Annotated in this window: 20 protein-coding genes and 1 other annotated feature; of the genes, 12 read left to right on the top strand and 8 right to left on the bottom strand. The window is 63.4% G+C overall.

Annotated features, from left to right (window positions below):
• Positions 1–110: 110 nt before the first annotated feature.
• Positions 111–875: a DeoR/GlpR family DNA-binding transcription regulator gene (locus IF10I1_RS00265; protein ID WP_186424296.1), complete on the bottom strand. Its 765-nt coding sequence runs from the start codon at positions 873–875 to the stop codon at positions 111–113.
• 315 nt (positions 876–1,190) lie between these two features.
• Between IF10I1_RS00265 and glpD the strand changes: the two genes are divergently transcribed.
• The 10 genes from glpD to IF10I1_RS00215 all read left to right on the top strand — a co-directional run bounded on the left by glpD (position 1,191) and on the right by IF10I1_RS00215 (position 13,247).
• Entirely contained in the window at positions 1,191–2,792 is a 1,602-nt protein-coding gene (glpD, locus tag IF10I1_RS00260) for a glycerol-3-phosphate dehydrogenase (protein WP_244284622.1), read from the top strand.
• Between the two features lie 23 nt (positions 2,793–2,815).
• Complete coding sequence (locus IF10I1_RS00255) at positions 2,816–3,904, top strand: ABC transporter ATP-binding protein (protein WP_050472522.1); 1,089 nt, start codon at positions 2,816–2,818, stop codon at positions 3,902–3,904.
• Between the two features lie 10 nt (positions 3,905–3,914).
• Positions 3,915–4,991: an ABC transporter ATP-binding protein gene (locus tag IF10I1_RS00250; RefSeq protein ID WP_186391801.1), complete on the top strand. Its 1,077-nt coding sequence runs from the start codon at positions 3,915–3,917 to the stop codon at positions 4,989–4,991.
• The gene (locus IF10I1_RS00245; protein ID WP_050472523.1) at positions 4,991–5,863 is read left to right on the top strand and encodes a carbohydrate ABC transporter permease; all 873 of its coding nucleotides are present in this window, start codon (positions 4,991–4,993) and stop codon (positions 5,861–5,863) included. Before IF10I1_RS00250 ends, IF10I1_RS00245 begins: the two co-directional genes overlap by 1 nt.
• A gap of 83 nt (positions 5,864–5,946) precedes the next feature.
• The gene (locus IF10I1_RS00240) at positions 5,947–6,723 is read left to right on the top strand and encodes a carbohydrate ABC transporter permease (RefSeq protein WP_244274474.1); all 777 of its coding nucleotides are present in this window, start codon (positions 5,947–5,949) and stop codon (positions 6,721–6,723) included.
• 17 nt (positions 6,724–6,740) lie between these two features.
• Positions 6,741–7,013: a DUF2160 domain-containing protein gene (locus IF10I1_RS00235; protein ID WP_050472524.1), complete on the top strand. Its 273-nt coding sequence runs from the start codon at positions 6,741–6,743 to the stop codon at positions 7,011–7,013.
• A 49-nt stretch (positions 7,014–7,062) separates the two neighbouring features.
• Positions 7,063–8,769 carry an ABC transporter substrate-binding protein gene (locus IF10I1_RS00230; RefSeq protein WP_186391802.1) on the top strand — a complete coding sequence of 569 codons (1,707 nt, stop codon included), beginning with the start codon at positions 7,063–7,065 and terminating at the stop codon, positions 8,767–8,769.
• Positions 8,770–8,935: 166 nt separating this feature from the next.
• Positions 8,936–10,423: a glycerol kinase GlpK gene (glpK, locus tag IF10I1_RS00225; RefSeq protein ID WP_186391803.1), complete on the top strand. Its 1,488-nt coding sequence runs from the start codon at positions 8,936–8,938 to the stop codon at positions 10,421–10,423.
• Positions 10,424–10,759: 336 nt separating this feature from the next.
• Positions 10,760–10,815: a sequence feature (sul1 is cis-regulatory element that is thought to sense ions involved in sulfur or methionine metabolism; They are found in Alphaproteobacteria), on the top strand.
• A gap of 78 nt (positions 10,816–10,893) precedes the next feature.
• A complete protein-coding gene (locus IF10I1_RS00220; protein WP_186391804.1) occupies positions 10,894–12,378 on the top strand; it encodes a SulP family inorganic anion transporter in 1,485 nt (494 codons plus the stop codon).
• A 14-nt stretch (positions 12,379–12,392) separates the two neighbouring features.
• A complete protein-coding gene (locus IF10I1_RS00215; RefSeq protein ID WP_123195770.1) occupies positions 12,393–13,247 on the top strand; it encodes a universal stress protein in 855 nt (284 codons plus the stop codon).
• 55 nt (positions 13,248–13,302) lie between these two features.
• Here the strand turns inward: IF10I1_RS00215 and IF10I1_RS00210 are convergent, their stop codons facing one another.
• From IF10I1_RS00210 to IF10I1_RS00180, 7 genes are all read right to left on the bottom strand, one after another.
• Positions 13,303–14,436 carry a Gfo/Idh/MocA family protein gene (locus tag IF10I1_RS00210; protein ID WP_186424295.1) on the bottom strand — a complete coding sequence of 378 codons (1,134 nt, stop codon included), beginning with the start codon at positions 14,434–14,436 and terminating at the stop codon, positions 13,303–13,305.
• 14 nt (positions 14,437–14,450) lie between these two features.
• Positions 14,451–15,242, bottom strand: coding sequence for a sugar phosphate isomerase/epimerase (locus tag IF10I1_RS00205; protein WP_186391806.1), 792 nt, complete (start codon positions 15,240–15,242; stop codon positions 14,451–14,453).
• 39 nt (positions 15,243–15,281) lie between these two features.
• Entirely contained in the window at positions 15,282–16,361 is a 1,080-nt protein-coding gene (locus IF10I1_RS00200; RefSeq protein ID WP_186391807.1) for an ABC transporter ATP-binding protein, read from the bottom strand.
• Between the two features lie 4 nt (positions 16,362–16,365).
• The gene (locus tag IF10I1_RS00195) at positions 16,366–17,253 is read right to left on the bottom strand and encodes a carbohydrate ABC transporter permease (protein WP_186391808.1); all 888 of its coding nucleotides are present in this window, start codon (positions 17,251–17,253) and stop codon (positions 16,366–16,368) included.
• Positions 17,250–18,173 (bottom strand): carbohydrate ABC transporter permease, encoded by a 924-nt coding sequence (locus IF10I1_RS00190; protein WP_094463774.1) that lies wholly within the window; start codon positions 18,171–18,173, stop codon positions 17,250–17,252. The genes IF10I1_RS00195 and IF10I1_RS00190 overlap by 4 nt, the downstream gene beginning before the upstream one ends.
• Positions 18,174–18,283: 110 nt before the next feature.
• The gene (locus IF10I1_RS00185) at positions 18,284–19,516 is read right to left on the bottom strand and encodes an ABC transporter substrate-binding protein (protein WP_244274618.1); all 1,233 of its coding nucleotides are present in this window, start codon (positions 19,514–19,516) and stop codon (positions 18,284–18,286) included.
• 426 nt (positions 19,517–19,942) lie between these two features.
• Positions 19,943–20,962, bottom strand: a complete 1,020-nt coding sequence (locus IF10I1_RS00180) for a LacI family DNA-binding transcriptional regulator (RefSeq protein ID WP_186391809.1) — start codon at positions 20,960–20,962, stop codon at positions 19,943–19,945.
• A gap of 270 nt (positions 20,963–21,232) precedes the next feature.
• Here IF10I1_RS00180 and IF10I1_RS00175 point away from each other — a divergent pair, with 270 nt between their 5' ends.
• On the top strand, positions 21,233–22,303 hold the full coding sequence (locus IF10I1_RS00175) for a sugar phosphate isomerase/epimerase (protein ID WP_058898821.1): 1,071 nt from the start codon (positions 21,233–21,235) through the stop codon (positions 22,301–22,303).
• Positions 22,304–22,317: 14 nt separating this feature from the next.
• Positions 22,318–23,490 (top strand): Gfo/Idh/MocA family protein, encoded by a 1,173-nt coding sequence (locus IF10I1_RS00170; protein WP_186391810.1) that lies wholly within the window; start codon positions 22,318–22,320, stop codon positions 23,488–23,490.
• Positions 23,491–23,722: the final 232 nt, after the last annotated feature.

Below are 23,722 nucleotides of genomic sequence, written 5' to 3'. Positions count from 1 at the left end.
GGGGCTTGTGCCCTTTGGCGAAAGGATTGCCGCACTGCGGCATAAGCGAGGAGGTAGCCGCAGCAGCAGCGCCTGTCACCCTCTTTCTTGCAAAAAGCCGCTGCGGCGGTTTATCCGCCGCAGATCACCGTCTTCGTGCCCCATTCCCTGCAGCGTGTGCGGAGGGCAGGAGAGAGTGGCCGGTCGGTGAAAAAGGTGTCGATCTCGCTCAGCGAGGCAATGCGAACGGGTGCGCCGCGCAGGAACTTGGAGTGGTCGCTGACCAGAAATGTCTTGCGTGCCTGCCGGATGATAGTCTGGCTGACGCCAACCTCCTGAATGTCGAAATCGAGCAGATCGCCGTCCTCGTCCAGTGCCGAGCATCCGATGACGGCGAAGTCAAAGCGGAACTGTTCGATGGTGCGCATGGTCAAGGTGCCGATAAGCCCGCCATCGGAGCGCCGCAGGGCCCCGCCTGCGACGATGACCTGACAATCCGGATTTGCGGCGAGGATATTGGCAACATTCATGTTGTTGGTCACCGCCATGAGATTGCGGTGGTGCAGCAAGGCGCGGGCGACGGCTTCCGTGCTGGTGCCGATGTTGAGAAACACGGACGCGTTTTCCGGAATGGCTTTCGCGCAGGCCTCTGCAATGGCGGCCTTCGCCTCACGGTTCAGGCTGCGCCGGTCCTCATAGCCGATGTTGGAGACGCCGGAGGGCAGGATCGCGCCGCCATGCACCCGCTCCAGCCGGCCGCTGTCGGCGAGATCGGCCAGATCCCGGCGGATGGTCTGCACGGTCACGCCGAAATGGGCGGCAAGCCCTTCGACGGTGACTTTCCCCTGCTGGCGGGCGAGTTCGAGAATCTCGGGCTGGCGGAAGCTCTGGGACACGGCATATTCCTTTTTGGATGCGCAATATGTTCGGTTTGGTTCCCTTTTTCAAGTTTCAGGCGCGGGGGCGAATGCTTGCCGGAGATGTACGGGGCTTTCTGCGGTGCGGGAGCGGGTGTGCAATGCACAAGAAATTCATGCTGTTCTGCAGCATGGCCCTTCCGCGGGGCGTTTCGGCTGGCTGGCGCCGGTCAAGTGTTTGCCGCAACGTGAGAAAACAAAAACGAACAGAAACGAAAATCAGCGATTGACGAAAGCCCACGTCTTGTGGTTCGTTTGTTTTCACAAATGTCCGGTTTCAGGAGGCCCGTGCCCGTGACGTCGCAGCAAGACCAGGTGGTCGATCTCTTTATCATCGGCGGCGGCATCAATGGCTGCGGCATTGCCCGTGATGCGGCGGGGCGCGGCCTGTCCGTGGCGCTGGCGGAGATGAACGACCTGGCATCTGCCACCTCTTCGGCCTCCACCAAGCTGTTCCATGGCGGGTTGCGCTATCTCGAATATTTCGAGGTCCGGCTGGTGCGCGAGGCGCTGATCGAGCGGGAAACGCTGCTGGAGGCAATGCCGCACATCAGCTGGCCGATGCGTTTCGTGCTGCCCTATCACAAGGACATGCGCTTTGAGGGCGAAACGCCGACCTCGAAGCTGCTGAACATGGTGATGCCCTGGATGAAGGGCCGCCGCCCGGCATGGCTGATCCGCTTCGGCCTGTTCCTTTATGACAATCTGGGCGGCCGTAAGATCCTGCCCGGCACCACGACGGTCGATCTGAAGTCCGGCCCCGAGGGTGAGCCGCTTCAGGACCGCTTTGCCAAGGCCTATGAATATTCCGACTGCTGGATCGAGGACTCGCGCCTTGTGGTGCTGAACGCCCGGGACGCTGAGGCGCGCGGCGCCGAGGTGATGGTGCGCACCCGCGTGGTCTCCGCCGAGCGCGTGGATGGCCTGTGGTCGATCGTGCTGGAAGACTGCGGCACCGGCGCCCGCACCAGCCGCAAGGCAAAGATGCTGATCAATGCCGGTGGCCCCTGGGTCGGGGACGTGATCCGCAACACGGTGCGCTCCAATTCGCAGGAAAGCGTGCGCCTCGTGCGCGGCAGCCACATCGTCACGAAGAAGCTCTTCGACCACGGCAAGTGCTACTTCTTCCAGGGCGAAGATGGCCGCATCATTTTCGCCATTCCCTACGAGACGGATTTCACGCTGATCGGCACCACGGATGCCGACCATCCGGAGCCGGGCGTCAAGCCGGTCTGTACGGAGAAGGAGCGCGACTATCTGCTGAAATTCGCTTCCGGCTATTTCAAGCGCCCGGTGACGGTTGATGATATCGTCTGGAGCTATTCCGGTGTGCGCCCGCTCTACAATGACGGCGCCAAGTCGGCGACGGCGGCGACCCGCGATTATGTGCTGAAGGTGGAAGAGACTGGCGGTGCGCCGCTGCTCAATGTCTTCGGCGGCAAGATCACCACCTACCGCAAGCTCGCCGAGCATGCGCTGGAGAAGATCATGCCCTATTTCCCCGGCACGGCCGGGGCATGGACAGCCCGTGTGCCGCTTCCGGGCGGTGACTTTCCGGTGCTGGGCGTTGCGAAGCTGATTGCGGACCTGCGCGCCGCGTATCCGTTCCTCGACGAGCGCTGGGCCACGCGCCTGGTGAAGGCATATGGCACCGAGGCGGCGGGTATTCTGGCTGGAGCGGCAAAGGTGGAGGACCTTGGCCGTCACTTCGGGTGGAACCTGACCGAGCGGGAAGTCAACTGGCTGATTGAAAAGGAATACGCGCTCACCGCCGAGGACGTGGTGTGGCGCCGGTCGAAACTGGGCCTGCGTCTGAGTGCTGCCGAGGTGGCGGCACTGGACGCGTGGATGAAGAGTACCTGCGCGCTGCGGCTTGGGGAGGCTGCAGCTCAGTAGGAGGAATTGGGAGGAGGGAATACATGACCCTGGTCCTGGAGAATGTCTCCAAGGTCGTGGGTGGGCAGACGCACATCCACACAACGAACCTTACCTTGCGTGAGGGCAGCATGAACGTCCTGCTTGGACCGACTTCGGCCGGCAAGACGTCACTCATGCGCCTGATGGCCGGCCTTGATCAGCCGTCTTCGGGCAAGATCCTCTGGAACGGCACGGACGTGACCGGTGTGCGGGTGCAGGATCGCGCCATCGCCATGGTCTATCAGCAGTTCATCAACTATCCGGCAATGACGGTCTATGACAACATTGCCAGCCCGCTGCGGCTGATGGGCAAGCCCGCTGCGGACATCGACAGGGCGGTGCGTCAGACCGCCGAGATGATGAAGCTCACCCCGATGCTGCAACGCAAGCCGCTCGAGCTCTCGGGCGGCCAGCAGCAGCGCTGTGCGCTGGCACGTGCGCTTGTGAAGAATGCAGGTCTGGTGCTGCTTGATGAGCCGCTTGCCAACCTCGACTACAAGCTGCGCGAGGAACTGCGCGTCGAAATCCCGAAGATCTTCGAGGCCTCGGGTTCGATCTTCGTCTATGCGACGACGGAGCCGGAAGAGGCACTGCTGCTCGGCGGCAACACGGCGACGCTCTGGCAGGGCCGGGTGACCCAGTTCGGCCCGACGCCGGAGGTCTACCGGCGCCCGGTTGACGCTACGACGGCGCGCGTTTTCTCCGATCCTCCGATGAACTTCCTTCAGATCGCCAAGGCCGGTGCCCGGCTGATGTTCGGCGACGGCCAGTCGATCCCGGCCGCCGGCAAGCTGTCGGATCTGAGCGATGGCCGCTATATCGCGGGCTTCCGCCCCAATCATCTGGAACTGCACCGGCACAGCGCCGATGCCATGGAGTTCACGGCGCATCTGATGGTCACGGAGATCACCGGGTCGGAGACTTTCGTGCATCTGGAGCACCATGGCGAGCGCTGGGTGGGGCTTGTGCATGGCGTGCATGACCTGGCCCTGGGAACGGCGCTCAAGGTCTATCTCGATCCTTCCCATGTCTATGTCTTCGGACAGGACGGTTCGCTGGTGGCTCCGGCCGCCTATGCGCTGGCGGCGTGAGGAGGGACCCATGGCCAAGATCACGCTCGACAATCTCGCCCATTCCTACAATCCGCGCCCGAAGAACGAGGACGACTTTGCGCTCAAGGAACTGAACCACGTCTGGAACGATGGTGAGGCCTATGCGCTGCTCGGCTCGTCCGGATGCGGCAAGTCCACGCTGCTCAACATCATCTCCGGCCTGCTGGTGCCGAGCCAGGGCCGCATCCTGTTCAATGACACCGATGTCACCGGGAAGGCGACGGCGGAACGCAACATTGCGCAGGTGTTCCAGTTTCCGGTCGTCTACGACACGATGACGGTGCGCGGGAACCTTGCGTTTCCGCTGAAGAACCGGGGGGCGAGCGCTGCCTATGTCGCCGAGCGCGTGCAGAAGATTGCCCGGATGATCGGCATGGAAGAGGTGCTGGACCGCAAGGCCCGCGGGCTGACCGCAGATGCCAAGCAGAAGATCTCGCTCGGCCGCGGCATGGTGCGGGAGGACGTCAACGCGCTGCTCTTCGATGAGCCGCTGACCGTGATCGACCCGCACATGAAGTGGGAACTCAGAACGCAGCTGAAGTCGCTGCATCACGAGTTCGGCCACACGATGATCTATGTGACGCATGACCAGACCGAGGCGCTGACTTTCGCCGACAAGGTGGTGGTGATGTATGACGGCCGGGTGGTGCAGATCGGCACGCCGCAGGAACTGTTCGAGCGGCCGGCCCACACATTCGTCGGCTATTTCATCGGCTCGCCGGGCATGAACCTGATGGATGCCAAGGTCGAGGGCAACTCGGCCTATGTGAACGGGGCAACCATTCCGCTTGGCCACGGCTACTCAGGCCTGGACGGCAAGATCCAGATCGGTGTGCGCCCCGAGTTCGTGCGCCTGTCGGAAAGCGAAGGCCTGCCGGTGAAGGTGCGCCGCGTCGAGGATGTGGGACGGCACAAGATCGTCCGGGCCGAGTTCTTCGGTGCTGACATCAACATCATTGCGGGCGAAAGCGACCCCGTCACATCCGGCATGACCCGCGTGGTATTCGATCCCGCGCATGTCAATGTCTATGCCAACAGCTGGCGCGTTACGGGGGAGGCGGCCTGATGGAAAAGACAGTCAATCACAAGGCCTGGTTCCTGGTCCTTCCCGTGCTTCTGCTCGTCGCCTTCTCGGCGGTGATCCCGCTCATGACGGTGGTCAACTATTCGGTGCAGGACACGTTCGGCAACAACAAGTTCTTCTGGGCCGGCGTCGAATGGTTCGATGACATGCTGCATTCCAAGCGCCTCTGGGATGCGCTTGGCCGCCAGATGATCTTCTCGGCCGTGATCCTCGCCATTGAAATCCCGCTCGGCATCTTCATCGCTCTCAACATGCCCAAGCGGGGCTTCTGGGCCTCGTTCTGCCTTGTCCTCATGGCGCTGCCGCTGCTCATTCCGTGGAATGTGGTGGGCACGATCTGGCAGATCTTTGCCCGTGTCGATATCGGCCTGCTGGGTGCGACGCTTCATGGCCTGGGCATCTCCTACAATTATACGCAGGATGCCGTCGCCGCCTGGGCCACAGTCATCGTCATGGACGTCTGGCACTGGACGTCGCTGGTGGCGCTGCTGGCCTATGCCGGTCTGCAGTCGATCCCCGATGCCTATTATCAGGCGGCAAAGATCGATCAGGCGAGCCGCTGGAGCGTGTTCCGCTACATCGAGCTGCCCAAGATGCAGGGCGTCCTGATGATCGCCATCCTGCTGCGGTTCATGGACAGCTTCATGATCTACACCGAGCCCTTCGTGGTGACGGGAGGCGGGCCGGGCAACTCGACGACGTTCCTGTCCATCGACCTCGTCAAGATGGCGCTCGGCCAGTTTGACTTGGGACCGGCCGCTGCCTTCTCGATCATGTACTTCCTCGTGATCCTGCTGATTTCCTGGGTGTTCTACACCGTGATGACCAACCTCGACAAAAGGGAGGGCTTCTGATGGGTGCCGCAACCATGACCGCTGCCATCCCGGCCCGGCGCCGCAGCTCTGCCCGCATCGGCATCAGCTCGCGTGCCGTGGTGATGGCTCTCTATCTGATCTTCCTGCTGCTGCCGATCTACTGGCTCGTCAACATGAGCCTGAAGACCAACACGGAGATCCTGTCCACCTTCTCGATGTGGCCGCAGAACCCGACGCTGGCCAATTACATCACGATCCTCACGGATCCGAGCTGGTACATGGGCTATGTCAATTCGCTGATCTACGTGGTGATGAACACGGTGATCTCGATCACCGTGGCGCTGCCGGCGGCCTATGCCTTCTCGCGCTACACGTTTCTCGGCGACAAGCACCTGTTCTTCTGGCTGCTGACCAACCGCATGGCCCCGCCGGCGGTGTTCGCGCTGCCCTTCTTCCAGCTTTATTCCTCGGTCGGACTGTTCGACACGCATATCGCCGTCGCCCTGGCGCATTGCCTGTTCAACGTGCCGCTGGCGGTCTGGATCCTGGAAGGCTTCATGCGCGGTGTGCCGAAGGAAATCGACGAGACTGCCTATATTGACGGCTATTCCTTCGGCCGCTTCTTTGTGAAGATCTTCATGCCGCTGATCGCGAGCGGCATCGGCGTGGCCGCCTTCTTCTGCTTCATGTTCTCCTGGGTCGAGCTGCTGCTGTCGCGCACGCTCACCTCGGTGAATGCCAAGCCGATCGCGGCCACCATGACCCGCACGGTCTCGGCGTCGGGAATGGACTGGGGCGTACTGGCAGCTGCCGGTGTGCTGACCATCATCCCCGGTGCGCTGGTGATCTACTTCGTCCGCAACTACATCGCCAAGGGCTTTGCCCTGGGCCGCGTCTGATCTGAGGGAGAACAGATATGGACTGGATGGCCTGGACTGCTCCGACCGCGATTTTCTTTGCGACGATAGCGGCGCTGCTGGTGATCTTCACCGTGCTGGCGATCCGCTTTCCGGAGACGCCGCGCACCGGTGTGCTGCGGATCGAGACGACCCGGGGGGACCGTCTCTTCATAACCCTTCTGGGCTCAGCCTTCATCACGCTTGGCTGGCTCGCCGCCTTCGGCGCTCCCCTGTGGGGGGCTCTGATCGCCTGTCTCGTTTATGCCCTTGCGGTTTTCCGCTGGGTCTGACGGGCAGGTAACCTGATCTCACGATCATGAAACTTCGGGAGGAAATGGAATGAGAGTGTTTTACACCTCCACCGCTATGGCGCTCGCCATGCTGGTTGGAAGCGGAAGCGCCTTTGCTGACATGGAGGCAGCAAAGAAGTTCCTCGACGCGGAAATCGGCGACATGTCGGCGCTGTCGCGCGCCGATCAGGAAGCCGAGATGCAGTGGTTCATTGACGCTGCCGCTCCGTTCAAGGGTATGGACATCAAGGTCGTTTCCGAAACGATTACCACCCATGAATACGAAGCCAAGGTGCTGGCCCCGGCCTTCACTGCGATCACCGGCATCAAGATCACCCACGATCTGATCGGTGAAGGCGATGTGGTGGAGAAGCTGCAGACCCAGATGCAGTCGGGCGAGAACATCTACGACGCCTATATCAATGACTCGGATCTGATCGGCACCCACTGGCGCTATCAGCAGGCCCGCAACCTGACCGACTGGATGGCGGACGAAGGCAAGGATGTTACCAATCCGGGCCTCGATCTCAATGACTTCATCGGCATCAAGTTCACGACCGGCCCGGATGGCAAGCTCTACCAGCTGCCCGATCAGCAGTTCGCGAACCTCTACTGGTTCCGGTATGACTGGTTCAACGACGAGAAGAACAAGGCGGACTTCAAGGAAAAGTACGGCTACGAGCTCGGCGTGCCGGTGAACTGGTCGGCTTATGAGGATATCGCCGAGTTCTTCACCGGCCGGGAAATCGACGGCAAGAAAGTCTATGGCCATATGGACTACGGCAAGAAGGACCCGTCTCTCGGCTGGCGCTTCACCGATGCCTGGCTGTCGATGGCCGGTGCCGGCGACAAGGGCGAGCCGAACGGCCTTCCGGTCGATGAATGGGGCATTCGCGTCAACGAGAACTTCCAGCCGGTCGGCTCGTGCGTGGCCCGTGGTGGCGACACCAACGGCCCGGCTGCGGTCTACTCGATCGCCAAATACATCGAGTGGCTGAACAAGTATGCGCCTCCGGCGGCTGCCGGCATGGTGTTCGGCGAAGCCGGTCCGGTGCCTGCCCAGGGCGAAATTGCCCAGCAGATCTTCTGGTACACCGCCTTCACCGCCGACATGGTCAAGCCTGGCCTGCCGGTCATGAACGAGGACGGCACGCCGAAGTGGCGCATGGCTCCCTCGCCGCATGGCGTGTACTGGGAAGAGGGCATGAAGGTCGGCTATCAGGACGCTGGCTCCTGGACGCTGATGAAGTCAACCCCGGTGGACCGTGCCAAGGCGGCCTGGCTCTACGCCCAGTTCGTCACCTCCAAGACCGTGGATGTGAAGAAGAGCCATGTCGGCCTGACCTTCATCCGCGAATCCACTCTGCAGCATGACAGCTTCACCGAACGCGCTCCGAAGCTTGGTGGTCTGGTCGAGTTCTACCGCTCGCCCGCCCGCCTGCAGTGGTCGCCGACCGGCACCAACGTTCCGGACTACCCGAAGCTGGCTCAGCTGTGGTGGCAGAACATCGGTGACGCTTCCTCCGGTGCAAAGTCCCCGCAGGAAGCCATGGATGCGCTTTGCGCAGAGCAGGAAAAGGTGCTTGAGCGCCTGGAGCGTGCAGGCGTGCAGGGCGATATCGGCCCGAAGCTGAACGAGGAGCAGAGCGCCGAGTTCTGGTTCGACCAGCCGGGTGCGCCCAAGCGCAAGATCCCGGACGAGAAGGAGCAGCCCATCACCGTTTCCTATGATGAGCTGATTGCCTCGTGGAAATAAGTAATTAGCTATCGACAATCGGGGGCGGGGCCGTAAGGTCCCGCCCTTGGGCTGACCGGGTCCCGGCGCAAAACGCCATGAGGCCGGTCTCATGGAACAACAAGATGCTCCCCTCGCGCGGCATGGCGAAGGGGCTTCTGCGGCTGGTGCAATCGAGGAGGCTGACTTGACCCATATTCTTGCCATTGACCAGGGCACGACTTCGAGCCGCGCGATCCTCTTCGACAAGCACATGAAGGTGGTTGCGAGCGCGCAGGAAGAGTTTCCGCAGATCTATCCCCAGTCCGGCTGGGTGGAGCATGATCCGGCGGACCTGTGGTCCACGACCGCCGGTTCCTGCCGCGCTGCAATTGAGCGCGCCGGGCGCACGGGCCGCGACATTGCCGCCATCGGCATCACCAACCAGCGTGAGACGACACTGGTCTGGGACCGCAACACCGGCCAGCCGGTCTATAACGCCATCGTCTGGCAGGACCGGCGCACGGCAGATCTGTGCCGCCAGCTGAAGGACGAAGGCCATGAAGCCATGGTCAGTGCTCGCACCGGCCTGCTGCTCGACCCCTATTTCTCCGGCACCAAGCTGAAGTGGATCCTCGACAACGTGGAGGGGGCCCGCGCCCGCGCCGAAAAGGGTGAGCTGCTGTTCGGCACGGTCGACAGCTTCCTCATCTGGAAGCTGACGGCAGGCGCCGTTCATGCAACGGACGCCACCAACGCCGCCCGCACCCTGCTGTTCGACATTCACAAGGGCGAGTGGAGCGCGGAGATCTGCGAGCTTCTCGATATTCCCATGGGGATGCTGCCGGAAGTGAAGGACTGCGCTGCCAATTACGGCAATGCCCGCGCCGATCTCTTCGGCCACGAAATCCCGATCATGGGTGTGGCCGGTGACCAGCAGGCTGCGACCGTGGGGCAGGCGTGCTTCAAGCCGGGCATGCTGAAGTCCACCTATGGCACCGGCTGCTTTGCCCTGCTCAACACCGGTGACAAGCCGGTCGTCTCGCAGAGCCGGCTGCTCACCACCATCGCCTATCAGATCGGCGGCAAGCGCACCTATGCGCTGGAAGGCTCCATCTTCATCGCTGGTGCCGTGGTGCAGTGGCTGCGCGACGGGCTGAAGATCATCCGCGAAGCCAAGGAAACCCAGCCGCTGGCCGAGCAGGCCGATCCCGGCCAGCACGTGATCATGGTGCCTGCCTTCACCGGCCTTGGCGCGCCCTACTGGCGCCCGGACTGCCGCGGCGCCATCTTTGGCCTCACGCGCAACTCCGGCCCCGCCGAATTCGCCAAGGCGGCGCTGGAAAGCGTCGGCTACCAGACCCGGGACCTGCTGGAGGCCATGCAGGTGGACTGGACGGATGCGGCCGGAAAGCCCGTGCTGCGCGTCGATGGCGGCATGAGCGCCAGCGACTGGGCCATGCAGTTCCTCTCCGACATCCTCGGCGCCCCGGTCGACCGGCCGCAGGTTCTGGAGACGACGGCGCTGGGCGCGGCCTGGCTCGCGGGCATGGCAGCTGGCGTCTATCCGGACATGGAAGGCTTTGCGGAAAGCTGGGCCATCGAAAAGCGTTTCGAGCCGGCCATCGGCGAAGACGAGCGCCAGCGCAAATACGGCGCCTGGAAGTCTGCCGTTGCTGCGACCATGAGCCTTTGAAGGCTGGCTGGGATAGATGGTTTAGCCTCTGGCAAAGGTCTTCAGCTTCTCACATTGGTTGAGGCGGTAGCCCGCAGTGACACATCTGGTTTATGACAGGACGCTTCCGCCCCCCTCCCCACCAGGGGGAGGGGGGCTGAAAGGCTGTGCTTGAGCAACCAAAATGCCGCCCTTCCCCACGCCGTGGACGGCTGCAGATAAGATGTATGCATGCAGTAGCTGAAGGTGGGAGAGAATCTGATGCCCAGCCGATCTTGTCTCACTTTGCGCAGCATTTTTGCGCGCTTGTGATGTTGCGCCGCAGCGTCGTCCGGGTTAGGTAAAACCCATAAGTCATCAGGACCCGGTGCAATTCCGGGTGGCTCTTCCGGCCGCCGATCCGCCGGACAATTCACATGATCGCGCATGCAAGGACGTTCTGCCGGCTGGTTATACCGCCGGACTGCGCAGGTCATCTGAACGGATTTCTCATGATCTCACTCTCCGCTTACCGGAACCAGTGGTTCGGCAATGTGCGCGCCGACCTGCTTTCTGGCCTGCTCGTGGCCCTTGCCCTCATCCCCGAGGCCATCGCCTTTTCGATCATCGCCGGGGTCGATCCCAAGATCGGCCTCTATGCTTCCTTCTCCATTGCCGTCATCACCGCCATTGCAGGCGGGCGGCCGGGCATGATTTCCGCCGCGACGGCGGCAACGGCCGTGCTGATGGTCACGCTGGTGAAGGAGCATGGCCTGCAATATCTGCTGGCGGCGACCATCCTCGCCGGTGTGCTGCAGGTGGGGGCAGGGCTGCTGCGGCTGGGCCATGTCATGCGCTTCGTCTCGCGCTCGGTGATGACCGGTTTTGTCAATGCGCTGGCGATCCTGATCTTCATGGCGCAGCTGCCGGAACTGATCGGCGTGACGCCGCTGACCTATGTCATGACGGCGGCCGGTCTCGGGATCATTTATCTGTTCCCCTACATCACCCGTGCGGTGCCATCGCCGCTCGTCTGCATCTTCGTGCTGACGGGCCTTGCCATCTGGTTTGGCCTTGATGTGCGCACGGTCGGCGATATGGGCGAGCTGCCCTCAACCCTGCCGGTGTTCCTTCTGCCCGAAGTGCCGCTGACGTTGGAAACCTTCCTGATCGTGCTGCCGTACTCGGCGGCTGTTGCGGCCGTGGGCCTGCTGGAATCCCTCATGACCCAGCAGCTGGTCGATGAAGTGACCGATACGCCGTCCGACCGCAATCAGGAATGCATCGGGCAGGGCCTTGCGAATTTCGCCACCGGCTTCATTGGCGGCATGGCGGGCTGTGCCATGATCGGCCAGTCGATGATCAATGTGAAGTCCGGCGGACGCGGGCGCCTGTCCTGTTTCGCGGCGGGCGTCATCTTGCTGTTTCTCATCGTGGTGCTGGGGGATTGGGTGAAGCAGATCCCCATGCCTGCGCTGGTGGCGATCATGATCATGGTGTCCATCGGAACGTTCAGCTGGACGTCAATCCTCAACCTGCGCAGCCATCCGCGCTCTTCCTCCATCGTCATGCTGGCGACGGTCATCTGTGTGGTGGCAACCCATAACCTTGCCATCGGCGTGCTGGTGGGTGTGCTCCTGTCCGGCATCTTCTTTGCCTGGAAGATCTCCCAGCTGTTCCGCGTCACCTCGGAGCTTTCCGCCGATGGCCGCAGCCGCACCTATGTGGTGGAAGGGCAGCTGTTCTTTGCCTCGGTCGAGGATTTTTATTCAGCCTTCGACTTTCGCGAAGCGCTGGACCGGGTCACAATCGACGTCAGCCGCGCGCATATCTGGGACATTTCCAGCGTCTCGGCGCTGGACATGGTGGTGCTGAAATTCCGGAGGGAGGGGGCGGATGTCACCATCACGGGCCTCAACGAGGCCAGTGAGACCATCGTCGACAAGCTCGCACTGCATGACAAGCCGGGCGCGCTCGACAAGCTGACGGCCCACTGATGGAGGACAAAGCCATGACAGCCAGAACCATCACCGCCCTTCTGGACGCCTCGGTCTATGCGCCCAGCGTCTGTGAACATGCGGTCTGGGCGGCCTCCCGCCTTGGCCTGCCCGTGGATCTCGTGCATGTGCTGGTGCGCAAGGCCGTGCACAGTGCCGATTACAGCGGCTCCATCGCGCTGGGTGCGCGCACCGCGCTCTTGAGCGAACTCGCCCGCCTGGATGAGGAGCGGGCGCGGGTGGCCCATGAGCATGGCCGCGCCATTCTGGATGATGCCGAGGCGCTGGTGCGCGAGCGCGGGGTTGCCGCCGTCTCCAGCCGCCTGAGGCATGGCGAGGTGGTGGAAGCGGTGACCGGAATTGAAGCCGGTGCCGAACTGATCGTCGTCGGCAAGCGTGGGGAGGCGGCGGATTTCGAGACGCTGCATCTGGGCTCCAATCTGGAGCGCCTGGCCCGCAGCGTGTCCCGGCCGCTGCTGGTCGCAGCCCGCAGCTTCCGTCCGGTGGAAAAGGTGCTCGTCGCCTTTGATGGCGGCCCCAGTGTGGTGAAGGCGGTGGACTATATTGCCCGGAGCCCGCTTTTCTCCGGTCTGCATATCCATCTGCTGATGGCCGGCGAGCCCAATACCGCACAGAAGGCGAGCCTGAGTTCGGCCGAAGACAAGCTGAAATCCGCAGGATTTGATGTGCTCACCGGCATTGTGCCGGGCGATCCGGAGCCGGTGATTTCCTCGAATGTAGAGCACAATGGCATCGGTCTGCTGGTGATGGGGGCTTATGGCCACTCGCGCCTGCGCAGCCTCATCATCGGCTCCACCACGACGCAGATGCTGCGTTCCTGCAAGGTGCCGGTGCTGCTGTTCCGCTAATGCCGGATGGGGCAGGGGCAGCCGTGCTAGCTGCCCCTCATGTCTGCTTTCAGGATCAGAGGAAGACGGCCTCGCCGGTTCCATGCGGCACGGCTTGCGGGCGCTCGCAGGTGGTTTCCAGCGTGATGCGGCGGCCTTCGTCAGAGGCGCGTTCGAGGCTCTCCATGATCTCCAGCACATGCAGCGCCAGCGCGCCATTTGCCCGGTGCGGCCGGCCGGTGCGGATGGCTGCCGCCATATCGAAGACACCCGCCATGCGGTAGTCGGCCACCTCGCGCCCGTCGCGCAAGGGGCGGTTGGGGGCGCCGAAGGGCAGGTGCGAGATGTCCTGCGCTTCCCACTCGCCGTTGAGCGCCGACAGCAGAACCTCGCCGCCGAAGAAGTTCGGATCCGGGTTGAGGATGCTGCCTTCCGTGCCGTAGAACTCGATCGGCTTGCGCCCGTGCTTCCACACGTCCCAGGAGGCGGTGAAGGCGACATTGGCGCCATTGGCGAAGGCGAGCACGCCATTGACCGTGGTCGGCACCTCCACCGTCAGTTCCTTGCCGTTGTGCGGCTCGCTGGTGATGACGCGCGTCTCCCGCCCGCGCGAGGCATGGGCCACGACGCTTTCCACCGGCCCCAGGCAATTGACCAGCTGGGTGATCGGATAGCAGCCGATATCCAGCACCGGCCCGCCGCCCCTCTGGAAGAAGAAGAACGGGTTGGGATGCCACATTTCCATACCGGGGGTGGCGAAGGTGACGGCACCGCCGACCACCTTGCCGATCCTGCCTTCGTCGATCAGCTCGCGGGCGCGCTGATGGGCTGCGCCGAGGAACGTGTCCGGTGCCGAGCCGATCCTCAGCCCCTTGGCATCGGCGGAAGCAACCATTTCCTTCGCCTCCGCATAGGTGACGGCAAAGGGTTTTTCGGAATAGACGTGTTTGCCGGCCGCAAGGATCGATCCGCTGACGGCGGCATGGGCCTGCGGTACCGTCAGGTTGATGATCATCACGATGTCCGGATCGGCCAGCATGGCGTCAACCGTCATGGCCTCAACGCCATAGGCCTCCGCCTTGGCGCGGGCTGCCTCTGCATTGAGATCCGTCACCGCCTTCACCGAGACGATCTGCGATCTGGCGCCGCCGGTCAGGTAGGCATCGGAGATGTTGCCGCAGCCGATGATGCCGAGTTTCATGGTCTTCATTTGGGGGAGTTCCTTCAGGCGCTGCGGGAGGTCTTGGCGGCTTCGCCGGAAAGGCCGGTGAGATAGGCATAGCTCTGGCGGGCAAAGGCGGCTGCATCGGCCGGCTTGTCATGCTCCAGCACCATGAGGCGGACGCCATGGCTGCGGGCGGCTTCGTGCAGCGCCGGCCAGTCCAGCGTGCCCGCGCCCACATTGGCCCAGCCGTCTTCATCAAGATTCTCGCCCTGCGGCGCGATGTCCTTCACGTGGATGGCCGACAGCCGGTCCTTGTGCTTTGCCATCCATGCGAGCGGGTCCGCACCGCCGCGCACCAGCCAGGCAAGATCGGCCTCGATCGTCAGCGGAGAACCGGCCGAAGCCTCGATCAGCAGATCAAAGGGGATTGCGCCATCGGCGCAGGGGAACAGCTCCCAATGGTGGTTGTGATAGCCGAGGTCGATGTTGCGGCTCTTGAGGCGCACGGCCATTTCACCGAGCTCTGCGCCAAGCTTGCGCCAGTAGTTGGCGGGCATGCCCTCGCGCTCGCCGGGGGGAACGGCAGGCATGTAGAGCTGGGAGATGCCGATGGCGGCTGCCTGATCCGCCACCCAGTCGAACCGCTCGCGCAGGTCGGCCAGCCCGACGTGACCGGAGGGGGCGGTTATCCCGTGCTGGTCGAGCAGGGACCGGGTTTCGGCAGCATTGGCCAGATGCGAGCCGATGGTCTCCACATGGCTAAAGCCGATGGAGGCCAGCGTCTCAAGCTGACGGGCGAGGTTTCCATAGTCCCGCAGGGAGTAAAGCTGGATGGAGATGATGTCCTGCATGTCGAATGCTCCAGTGAGATGAGGGAAGAAGGGGCAGGGTCAGAGGCGTTCGCCGTCCTCGCCGCCAAAGAGGGAAAGCTGGTCCGCGTCAAAGGCGAGGCTGACGGCGGTGCCGAGCGGATAGCTGATGGTGCCGGGCAGGCGGATCTGCAGCGACAGGCTGTCATTGGCGCACCACATCAGATTGTCGGCGCCGTGGGTCTCCAGCAGATCGACCCGGAAGCCCGGCTGTGCATCGGGGGTGTTGACGCGCACATGCTCCGGCCGCACGCCCAGCGTTGCGAGCATGGGCGCACGCACCGGCTCGCGGAAGCGGTACTGGCTCAACGGCTGGAGGATGCCCGGTGCAGTGAAAACAGGCGCACCGTCACCCGGCTGCACCGTGCCCTCGATGAAGTTCATGCGCGGGCTGCCGACGAAGCCGGCCACGAAGAGATTGGCCGGATGGTGATAGATCTCTGCCGGGGTGCCGAGCTGCTGGATCTTCTGGTCCTTCATCACGGCAATACGGTCGGCCAGCGTCAGCGCCTCGATCTGGTCGTGGGTGACGTAGATCATGGTCGTGTTCTGCATCTGCTGGTGCAGGCGCTTGATCTCGACGCGCAGTTCATTGCGCAGCTGCGCATCGAGGTTGGACAGGGGCTCATCGAAGAGGAACACATCCGCATCGCGTACCAGCGCCCGGCCAATGGCGACGCGCTGGCGCTGGCCGCCGGAGAGCTGGTCGGGGCGCCGGTCGAGAAGGTGGCTGATCTGCAGCATGTCCGCCGCACGGCTCACTTTGGCGTCGATGCTGGGCTTGGGTGTCTTGGCCATGCGCAGGCCGAAGGACATGTTCTCCCGCACGCTCATGCGCGGGTAGAGCGCGTAGGACTGGAACACCATGGCGATGCCCCGGTCCTTCGGCTCCTCCCAGGTGACATTGCGCCCGCCGATGTGGATCTGGCCTTCATTGATATCGAGAAGACCGGCGATGGCGTTGAGCAGGGTTGACTTGCCGCAGCCGGATGGGCCGAGCAGGACGATGAATTCCCCGGCCTCGATATCGAGCGACATGCCGTCGAACACCCGGTGCTGGCCGAATGCAACACTGACGTCACGGACTGAAACAGCAGACATGGCGTTATCCCTTGACCGCGCCGGCGGCGATGCCCCGCACGAACCAGCGTCCCGAGAGGAAATAGACCGCAAGCGGAACCAGCGCCGTGAGCATGGTGGCGGCCATGTCCACGTTGTAGGCGCGCTCGCCCTGGGTCGAATTGACGATATTGTTGAGCTGCACCGTCATCGGCAGGTTCTCCCGCCCGGCGAAGGTGAGGCCGAAGAGGAAGTCGTTCCAGATGCCGGTGACCTGCAGGATGGTGGCGACGATGAGGATCGGCGTCGACATGGGCAGGATCACCCGCAGGAAGATCGTCCAGAAGCCGCCGCCATCCACACGCGCCGCCTTGAACAGCTCGATGGGCAGGCCCGCATAATAGTTGCGGAACAGCAGGGTCATCAGCGGCAGGCCGAAGATGACGTGAACCAGCACGATGCACAGGAGCGAGTTGTAGATGCCGGTGGTGGCGAAGATGCGGACCAGCGGATAGAGGAACACCTGATAGGGCACGAAAGCGCCGATCAGCAGGATGCCGAACATCAGGTTCGCGCCCCGCACCCGCCAGAACGACAGGGCGTAGCCCGTGACGGCGCCCAGGGCGACCGAGAAGAACACCGATGGCACGAGGATCTTCAGCGAGTTCCAGAAGCCCGTGCTGATGCCGGAGCAGTCAAGGCCGGTGCAGGCCGAGGACCAGGCACGCAGCCACGGCTCGAAGGTCAGCGCCTTCGGCCAGGCGAGAATGCTGCCAAGCCGGATTTCCTCCATGTCCTTCAGCGAGGTCATGAGCATGATCCACAGCGGCAGCAGGAAGTAGAGTGCGCTGATGACCAGGAAGGCGTAGACACCGGCGCGGGAGAGCGTCAGGCGCTGCGGCTTGCGGCCCGAGGGGATGACGGTCTGGCTCATGCGTGCCTCCCGTGTTGCGGGCGGATGTAGCGGGCATAGACCCAGGGGGCGAGAACGCTGGCGACGGCGATGAGCATGGCCGTGGCGGCAGCGGTGGCGAGGCCGATGTTGTTGCGCTCGAAGAAGTGATCCATGACGAACTTGGCCGGCACTTCGGAGGCAATGCCCGGTCCGCCGAGCGTCATGGCGACAACGAGGTCGTAGAGCTTGACCACGCCCGTTGCGAGCAGGACGACGGCTGTGATGATCATTGGCCCGAGCAGCGGCAGCACCACCGACAGATAGGTGCGCCAGACGGGGATGCCGTCGATGCGGGCGGCCTTCCACAGGTCGGCATCAATGCCGCGCAGGCCCGCCAGCATGATGCACATGACAAGGCCCGCGCCATGCCACAGGCCCGCGATGACCAGCGTGTAGATGACCATCTGCGGATTGACGAGCCAGTCGAAGCGGAAGCTTGAAAAGCCGAGGTCGCGGACGATCTGCTGCAGGCCGAGCGTGGGGTTGAGGAACCACTGCCAGGCAAGGCCGGTGACCACGAAGGACATGGCATAGGGATAGAGGAAAACGGTGCGGAACACCGCCTCGCCACGCACATTTTGGTCGATGAAAACCGCCAGCAGAAAGCCGAGGATCAGGCAGCCGGCGATGAAGAGCACGCCGAAGACGGCGATGTTTTCGACCGAGAGCAGGAAGCGTTCGTTGGCGAAGAGGCGGGAATATTGCTGCAGACCCACCCAGTCCAGCACAGGCAGAAGCCTGGAACTGGTGAAGGACAGGCGGATGGTCCAGAGCAGGCAGCCCACAAAGACCACCAGAACGATGAGTGCCGTTGGAACGAGGGCCAGCGTGGCTGCCAGATTCCGCCGCCTGCGCGTGCGCACCCGTTCCGGCCGGCCGGCCGGTAGAGCTATGGTCATGACGAGTACCCCTTGATGGGCTCCGGTTGATGGCTCCGGAGGATGGGCTCCGGCAGTGTCACGGTGACATGCCGGAGCCCTGGCTGGGAGCCTTGGGAGCCTGTGCCGGTTCAGCCGGCGGATTGCATCGCGGAAATGAACCGGGCGATGAAGTCATCCGGGGTCATGGACGGGGTGCTCCAGAACTGGGTCACCACATCGCGGGTCGCGCCGACAAGGTCGGGCGATGCGATGAAGTTGATGCTGGGCACCTGCTGCTCGGGGTCCTTCAGGGCGGCCATGCCGGTCTGTGCGCAGCTGTCCATGCCGCTCACATCCACATCCAGCCGCACCGGAACCGAGCCTTTTTTCGTGTTGAAGGTGATCTGGGTTTCGGGATCCAGCATCAGCGTGGCCATGGCGGCCTGTGCTTCCTGGGCGCCCTTGTCGCTGACCTTGGGGAAGACAAAAACATCGCCGCCCATGACATAGCCGCCGGGCATGACGGTGCAGCCGAAGTCCTTGCCCGCTGTAAGCCCAGCGGCCGTGAACTCGCCCTTGGCCCAGTCGCCCATGAGCTGCATGGCGGCCCTGCCGGTGATCACCATGCTGGTGGTGTCGTTCCAGTTGCGGCCGGGGCTGCCCTCGTCGGTCAATGCGCGCAGGGCGGCGAAGGTTTCAGCTGCCTTGCGGAAGCCTTCGCTTTTGGCGGCCTCCGTATCGCGGTCAGCATAGACCTTGTGGAACACGTCCTTGCCCGCTTCCGCCACCAGGACGGCATCGAACAGCAGATGGTCCTGCCAGTTCTGGCCGCCATGGCCGAAGGGCACGATTCCCGCCTCGCGCAGCTTGCCGCCGGCAGCGATTACGTCGGCAAAGGTCTTCGGCGGTTCGACGCCGGCCTTGGCGAGAGCTTCCGGATTGTACCAGAGCCAGTTCTGGCCATGGATATTGACCGGGACAGCATAGAAACTGCCATTGCGCGTCGTCGCGGTGACGATGTCCGGCGGCAGCACATCCCGCCACTTGTTGGCTTCAGCCACCTCATCAAGGGAGCTCAGCATGCCGGTTGCCACCAGCTCGTCGAACTGAAGGCCGGTGTTGAACTGCATCACCGTCGGAGGATTGCCGCCGACAATGCGGTTGATGCCGGCGGTGCGGGCATTGGGGCCGCCGGCAATGGCGGAATCAATCCACTCACCGCCCTTGGCCTTGAAAGAATCTGCAAAAACCTTGATGGATTCGGACTCTCCCCCCGATGTCCACCAATGCAGCACTTCCGCCTTCATCTCGGCGGCCTGACCGGCCGCGGGCATAACCAGGCACATCGCCGTGGCCAGCAGGGCATGACGAAACTTTTTCATATGGTCTCCTCCCATTGAAACGATTTCATGGCCTCTTTGGGTTCTCTGTAATCGTTTACATCATTTTCATAGCACAGGCATGCGCCGCTTGAAAAGGGTAAATATTCGGAAGGACAACCGGGAGGGCGCCGGGGAGGGGCGGTTCGGGGCAGGCTGCAGCAAGATGGCGGACAGCTGAGGCGCTCCCGATGTAGAAGCAGAAGCACAGCTGCGCCAAACACTCAGCGTCACCCCGGGCGAAGCTGAGCGCAGATCCGGGGGCCACTCGTTCGCAGAGCGGTGAAGATTGCTTCCGGTGATGCCACTGGCTTCGGGCGTGAGCTTGCCGCAAGGCTTGAGACAACGGCAGCTCTCTGCAAGCGAGTGGACCCCGGCTCGCGCTGCGCTTGGCGGGGGCGACTCAGTGCCTGCTGCCTGCTTGCGCGCTCACCTTGCGCTGGCGGGCATCCCCGTGCTGCCGCGTACGACAAGTTCAACCGGCAGGAGCCGGTGCAGGCTGGGCGGGGTGCCGGTTTCGATCAGGTCCAGCAGCACATCCATGGCTTCCTCGCCGATTTCGCGGCGGGGCTGGCGCACGGTGGTCAGCGGCGGAGTGGTGCAGCTGGAGAACTGGATGTCGTCAAAGCCCATCACGGCCACATCTTCCGGCACTTTCAGGCCGCGCCGGGTCAGCTCCATGATCACGCCGATGGCCATTTCATCATTGGCGCAGAAGAAGGCCGTCGGGGGCTCCTCCATGCCATCCATGCTGGCTGCGGCCCTGACACCGCTTTCGATGGAAAAGTCGCCGGGCAGCAGCAGGCCCGGGTCGAGCGGAATGTCCGCTGCTGCGAGCGCAGCAGCATAGCCGTCCTGCCGCTGGCGCGTCAGGATGTTGCGCGCCGGGCCTGCCACATAGGCGATGCGGCGGTGGCCGGCGGCGATCAGATGTTCCGTGGCGAGCCGTGCCGCGGCCTGATTGTCGATGCCGATGAAGGGCAAGCCGGGCATTTCGATTTCCTCGCAGACCGAGATCATCGGCGGCGGATTGGCCGGAATGCTGCCCGCAGGCCAGGGCAGGCGGCCCGAAAGCAGCACCAGCCCGTCCACCTTGCCCGAGCGCAGATAGGAAACATAGGTTTCCTCGATGGCCGGATCATTCTCGCTGTTGCCGATGAGCAGACCATAGCCGCGCTGCTGGGCCACGGCCTCCAGCCCGCGCAGGATGCTGGCGAAGAAGGTGTTGCCGATATCAGGCACGATGACGAGAATCATGCGCGTGCTTTTCAGCCGCAGGCTCTGCGCCATGGCGTTTGCGGTGAAGCCGGTGCTGTCGATGGCCGCCAGCACTTTCTTGCGCGTGGCCTCCGCCACCTTCGCCGGATGGTGCAATGCGCGGCTGACGGTGGCGATGGAAACACCGGCGAGGCGCGCAACGTCCTCGATCGTGGCGGTCTTGCTCTGCATGCTGTTCCCTGTCTCTGCCTTGATGCAAGGCTATATGCAACCTCTGACCTATGCCTTGCCAAACTGCGTCTGTAAATGTTTACAGCGACAGTAAAAAGGTTTACATAAGCCATGTAGGCCGTCTGGAGCATGATAATCCACGGCTTGCATCCGCGTTACCCCTGCCGGATGAAATGCAGAAACATGTTCCAGCACGCCAGCCCGGCGTCCTTCCTCAAATGGGTGAGGCGCCGGAACAGGGGGGATTTTGTCATCGCTCGGGAGGTGCGCATGAAAACGATGAAGGGTCCGGGTCTGTTTCTGGCCCAGTTCGCCGGGGATACGGCGCCGTTCAACTCGCTCAAGTCCATGGTGACCTGGGCGGCGGACCTCGGCTATCGCGGGGTTCAGATTCCGACCTGGGACAGCCGCCTGTTCGATCTGGACAAGGCCGCAGACTCTGCTGGCTATTGTGAGGACGTGGCCGGCATCTGCCGGGAGGCGGGCGTCGAAGTCACCGAGCTTGCAACGCATCTTCAGGGCCAGCTTGTGGCCGTTCATCCGGCCTATGACGTGCCATTCGATGGTTTTGCCCCGGCGGCGGTGCATGGCAATCCGGCCGCGCGGCAGGCCTGGGCGGTGGATCAGATGCTGAAGGCGGCCAAGGCCTCGCGCCATTTCGGCCTCAATGCCAGTGTCAGCTTTACCGGCGCGCTGGCCTGGCCTTATGTCTACCCCTGGCCGCAGCGGCCGGAGGGGCTGATCGATACGGCCTTTGATGAACTGGCCCGGCGCTGGCGGCCGATCCTTGATGCCTATGACGAGGCGGGCGTCGATCTGTGCTACGAAATTCATCCCGGCGAGGATATCTTTGACGGCGCCAGCTTCGAGATGTTCCTGGAGCGCGTCGGCGGGCATCCGCGCTGCTGCATCAACTATGATCCGTCGCATTTCGTGCTGATGCAGCTCGATTATCTGGCCTTCATCGACATCTATCACGAGCGTATCCGAGCCTTCCATGTGAAGGACGCCGAGTTCAATCCGGACGGGCGCCAGGGTGTCTATTCCGGCTATCAGCCGTGGATCAACCGCGCCGGGCGTTTCCGCTCGCTGGGCGACGGGCAGGTGGATTTCGCCGGTGTCTTCTCCCGCCTCACGGCCCATGGCTATGACGGCTGGGCCGTGCTGGAATGGGAATGCTGCATCAAGCACCCGGAAGACGGCGCGGCCGAAGGGGCGCCCTTCATCGCGGACCACATCATCCGGGTGACTGAAAAGGCCTTTGACGACTTTGCCGCCAGCGGTGCAGATGATGCTGCCAACCGGCGGATGCTGGGCCTTGCCCCGGCTGCGGCCGGCTGAGGGAGGACTGGAACATGGCAATTGAAGCAAGGGGCGGGGCGGGGCAAGGCACCCGCGTGCGCCTTGGCATGGTTGGCGGCGGGCAGGGCGGCTTCATCGGCGCCGTCCACCGCATGGCCGCGAGGCTGGATGGTGACTTTGACCTCGTGGCCGGCGCCTTCTCGTCGGATCCGGAGCGGGCACGCCAGTCCGGCCTTGAGCTGGGTGTCGATCCGGCCCGCTGTTATGACAGCTTTGAAGCAATGGCCACTGCGGAAGCGGCAAGGCCGGACGGCATCGAGGCGGTGTCCATCGTCACGCCCAACCATCTGCATTTCCCGGTGGCCCGCGCCTTTCTGAAAGCCGGCATCCACGTCATCTGCGACAAGCCGCTGACCTCGACGCTGGAGGATGCGGAAGAGCTGGTGAAGCTGGGTGAGGCCAGCGGGCGGCTGTTCGTGCTCACGCACAACTATTCTGCCTATCCCATGGTGCGGCAGGCGCGGGAGATGATCGCCAATGGCGCACTTGGCACCTTGCGCCTGGTGCAGGTGGAATATCCGCAGGACTGGCTGACCGAGGCGGTGGAGGAAAGCGGCCAGAAACAGGCCGCCTGGCGCACCGATCCGGCCCGCTCGGGCGCGGGCGGCTGTATCGGCGACATCGGCACCCATGCGTTCCAGCTGGCCACCTTCGTGACGCAGCTTGCCCCGTCACAGGTGCTGGCCGATCTCAGCACCTTCGTTCCGGGCCGCCGGGTGGATGACAATGTCAACGTGCTGCTGCGGTTTGCCAGCGGCGCGCGCGGCATGCTCTGGGCCAGCCAGGTGGCGCCCGGCAACGAAAACGGCCTTCGCCTGCGTGTTTATGGCGACAAGGGCGGGCTGGAATGGGAGCAGGAAAACCCGAACCATCTGTGGTTCACCCCCTTCGGCGAACCGCGCCGCCGCCTGACACGCGGCGGGGCAGGCACGGGACCTGCTGCCGCTGCCGTGACGCGGGTGCCCTCTGGCCATCCGGAAGGCTATCTGGAGGCCTTCGCCACGCTCTACCGTGAGGCGGCGGGTGCCATCCGCACGGCACGCGACGGCGGACCGGTGGCCCTGCCGGAGCATCTGCCGGGCCTCAGCGACGGCCTTGCCGGCCTGCGCTTCATCGACGCCTGCATCCGCTCGTCATCTGCGGGCGGGGTGTGGACGGGGCTGTAAGCTGTTGAAAAATAGGGACCGGAACATCTGCTGTTCCGGTCCACGCTGAAGGAAAAACCTCTCCATCGTCATCCCGGCCAAGCGCAGCGCGAGCCGGGACCGGTGAGCCCGGGTCTCCCGGCTATGGCTCCAAAGGCAACCAACTTATACCCCGGCTCACCGGTCCCGGATTTCCGCTTCGCTGCGTCCGGGAAGACGATGGATAGGGGAGGGCGGGAAGAGCGCATTCAAG

The organism is Pannonibacter sp. I15F10I1, from assembly GCF_900185665.1.
GTDB lineage: Bacteria > Pseudomonadota > Alphaproteobacteria > Rhizobiales > Stappiaceae > Pannonibacter > Pannonibacter indicus.
The sequence above is the reverse complement of the archived record's forward strand: the minus strand, read 5'-3'. Positions and strand labels throughout refer to the sequence as shown.

Bases quoted from the DNA above. Each gene is read 5' to 3' on its own strand.
- IF10I1_RS00230 (WP_186391802.1), top strand. From the start codon at position 7,063: ATGAGAGTGTTTTACACCTCCACCGCTATGGCGCTCGCCATGCTGGTT.
- IF10I1_RS00250 (WP_186391801.1), top strand. From the start codon at position 3,915: ATGGCCAAGATCACGCTCGACAATCTCGCCCATTCCTACAATCCGCGC.
- IF10I1_RS00215 (WP_123195770.1), top strand. From the start codon at position 12,393: ATGACAGCCAGAACCATCACCGCCCTTCTGGACGCCTCGGTCTATGCG.
- IF10I1_RS00255 (WP_050472522.1), top strand. From the start codon at position 2,816: ATGACCCTGGTCCTGGAGAATGTCTCCAAGGTCGTGGGTGGGCAGACG.
- IF10I1_RS00170 (WP_186391810.1), top strand. From the start codon at position 22,318: ATGGCAATTGAAGCAAGGGGCGGGGCGGGGCAAGGCACCCGCGTGCGC.
- IF10I1_RS00200 (WP_186391807.1), bottom strand. From the start codon at position 16,361: ATGTCTGCTGTTTCAGTCCGTGACGTCAGTGTTGCATTCGGCCAGCAC.
- IF10I1_RS00245 (WP_050472523.1), top strand. From the start codon at position 4,991: ATGGAAAAGACAGTCAATCACAAGGCCTGGTTCCTGGTCCTTCCCGTG.
- IF10I1_RS00190 (WP_094463774.1), bottom strand. From the start codon at position 18,173: ATGACCATAGCTCTACCGGCCGGCCGGCCGGAACGGGTGCGCACGCGC.
- IF10I1_RS00185 (WP_244274618.1), bottom strand. From the start codon at position 19,516: ATGAAAAAGTTTCGTCATGCCCTGCTGGCCACGGCGATGTGCCTGGTT.
- IF10I1_RS00195 (WP_186391808.1), bottom strand. From the start codon at position 17,253: ATGAGCCAGACCGTCATCCCCTCGGGCCGCAAGCCGCAGCGCCTGACG.
- IF10I1_RS00240 (WP_244274474.1), top strand. From the start codon at position 5,947: ATGGCTCTCTATCTGATCTTCCTGCTGCTGCCGATCTACTGGCTCGTC.
- IF10I1_RS00220 (WP_186391804.1), top strand. From the start codon at position 10,894: ATGATCTCACTCTCCGCTTACCGGAACCAGTGGTTCGGCAATGTGCGC.
- IF10I1_RS00235 (WP_050472524.1), top strand. From the start codon at position 6,741: ATGGACTGGATGGCCTGGACTGCTCCGACCGCGATTTTCTTTGCGACG.
- IF10I1_RS00205 (WP_186391806.1), bottom strand. From the start codon at position 15,242: ATGCAGGACATCATCTCCATCCAGCTTTACTCCCTGCGGGACTATGGA.
- IF10I1_RS00210 (WP_186424295.1), bottom strand. From the start codon at position 14,436: ATGAAGACCATGAAACTCGGCATCATCGGCTGCGGCAACATCTCCGAT.
- IF10I1_RS00180 (WP_186391809.1), bottom strand. From the start codon at position 20,962: ATGCAGAGCAAGACCGCCACGATCGAGGACGTTGCGCGCCTCGCCGGT.
- IF10I1_RS00175 (WP_058898821.1), top strand. From the start codon at position 21,233: ATGAAAACGATGAAGGGTCCGGGTCTGTTTCTGGCCCAGTTCGCCGGG.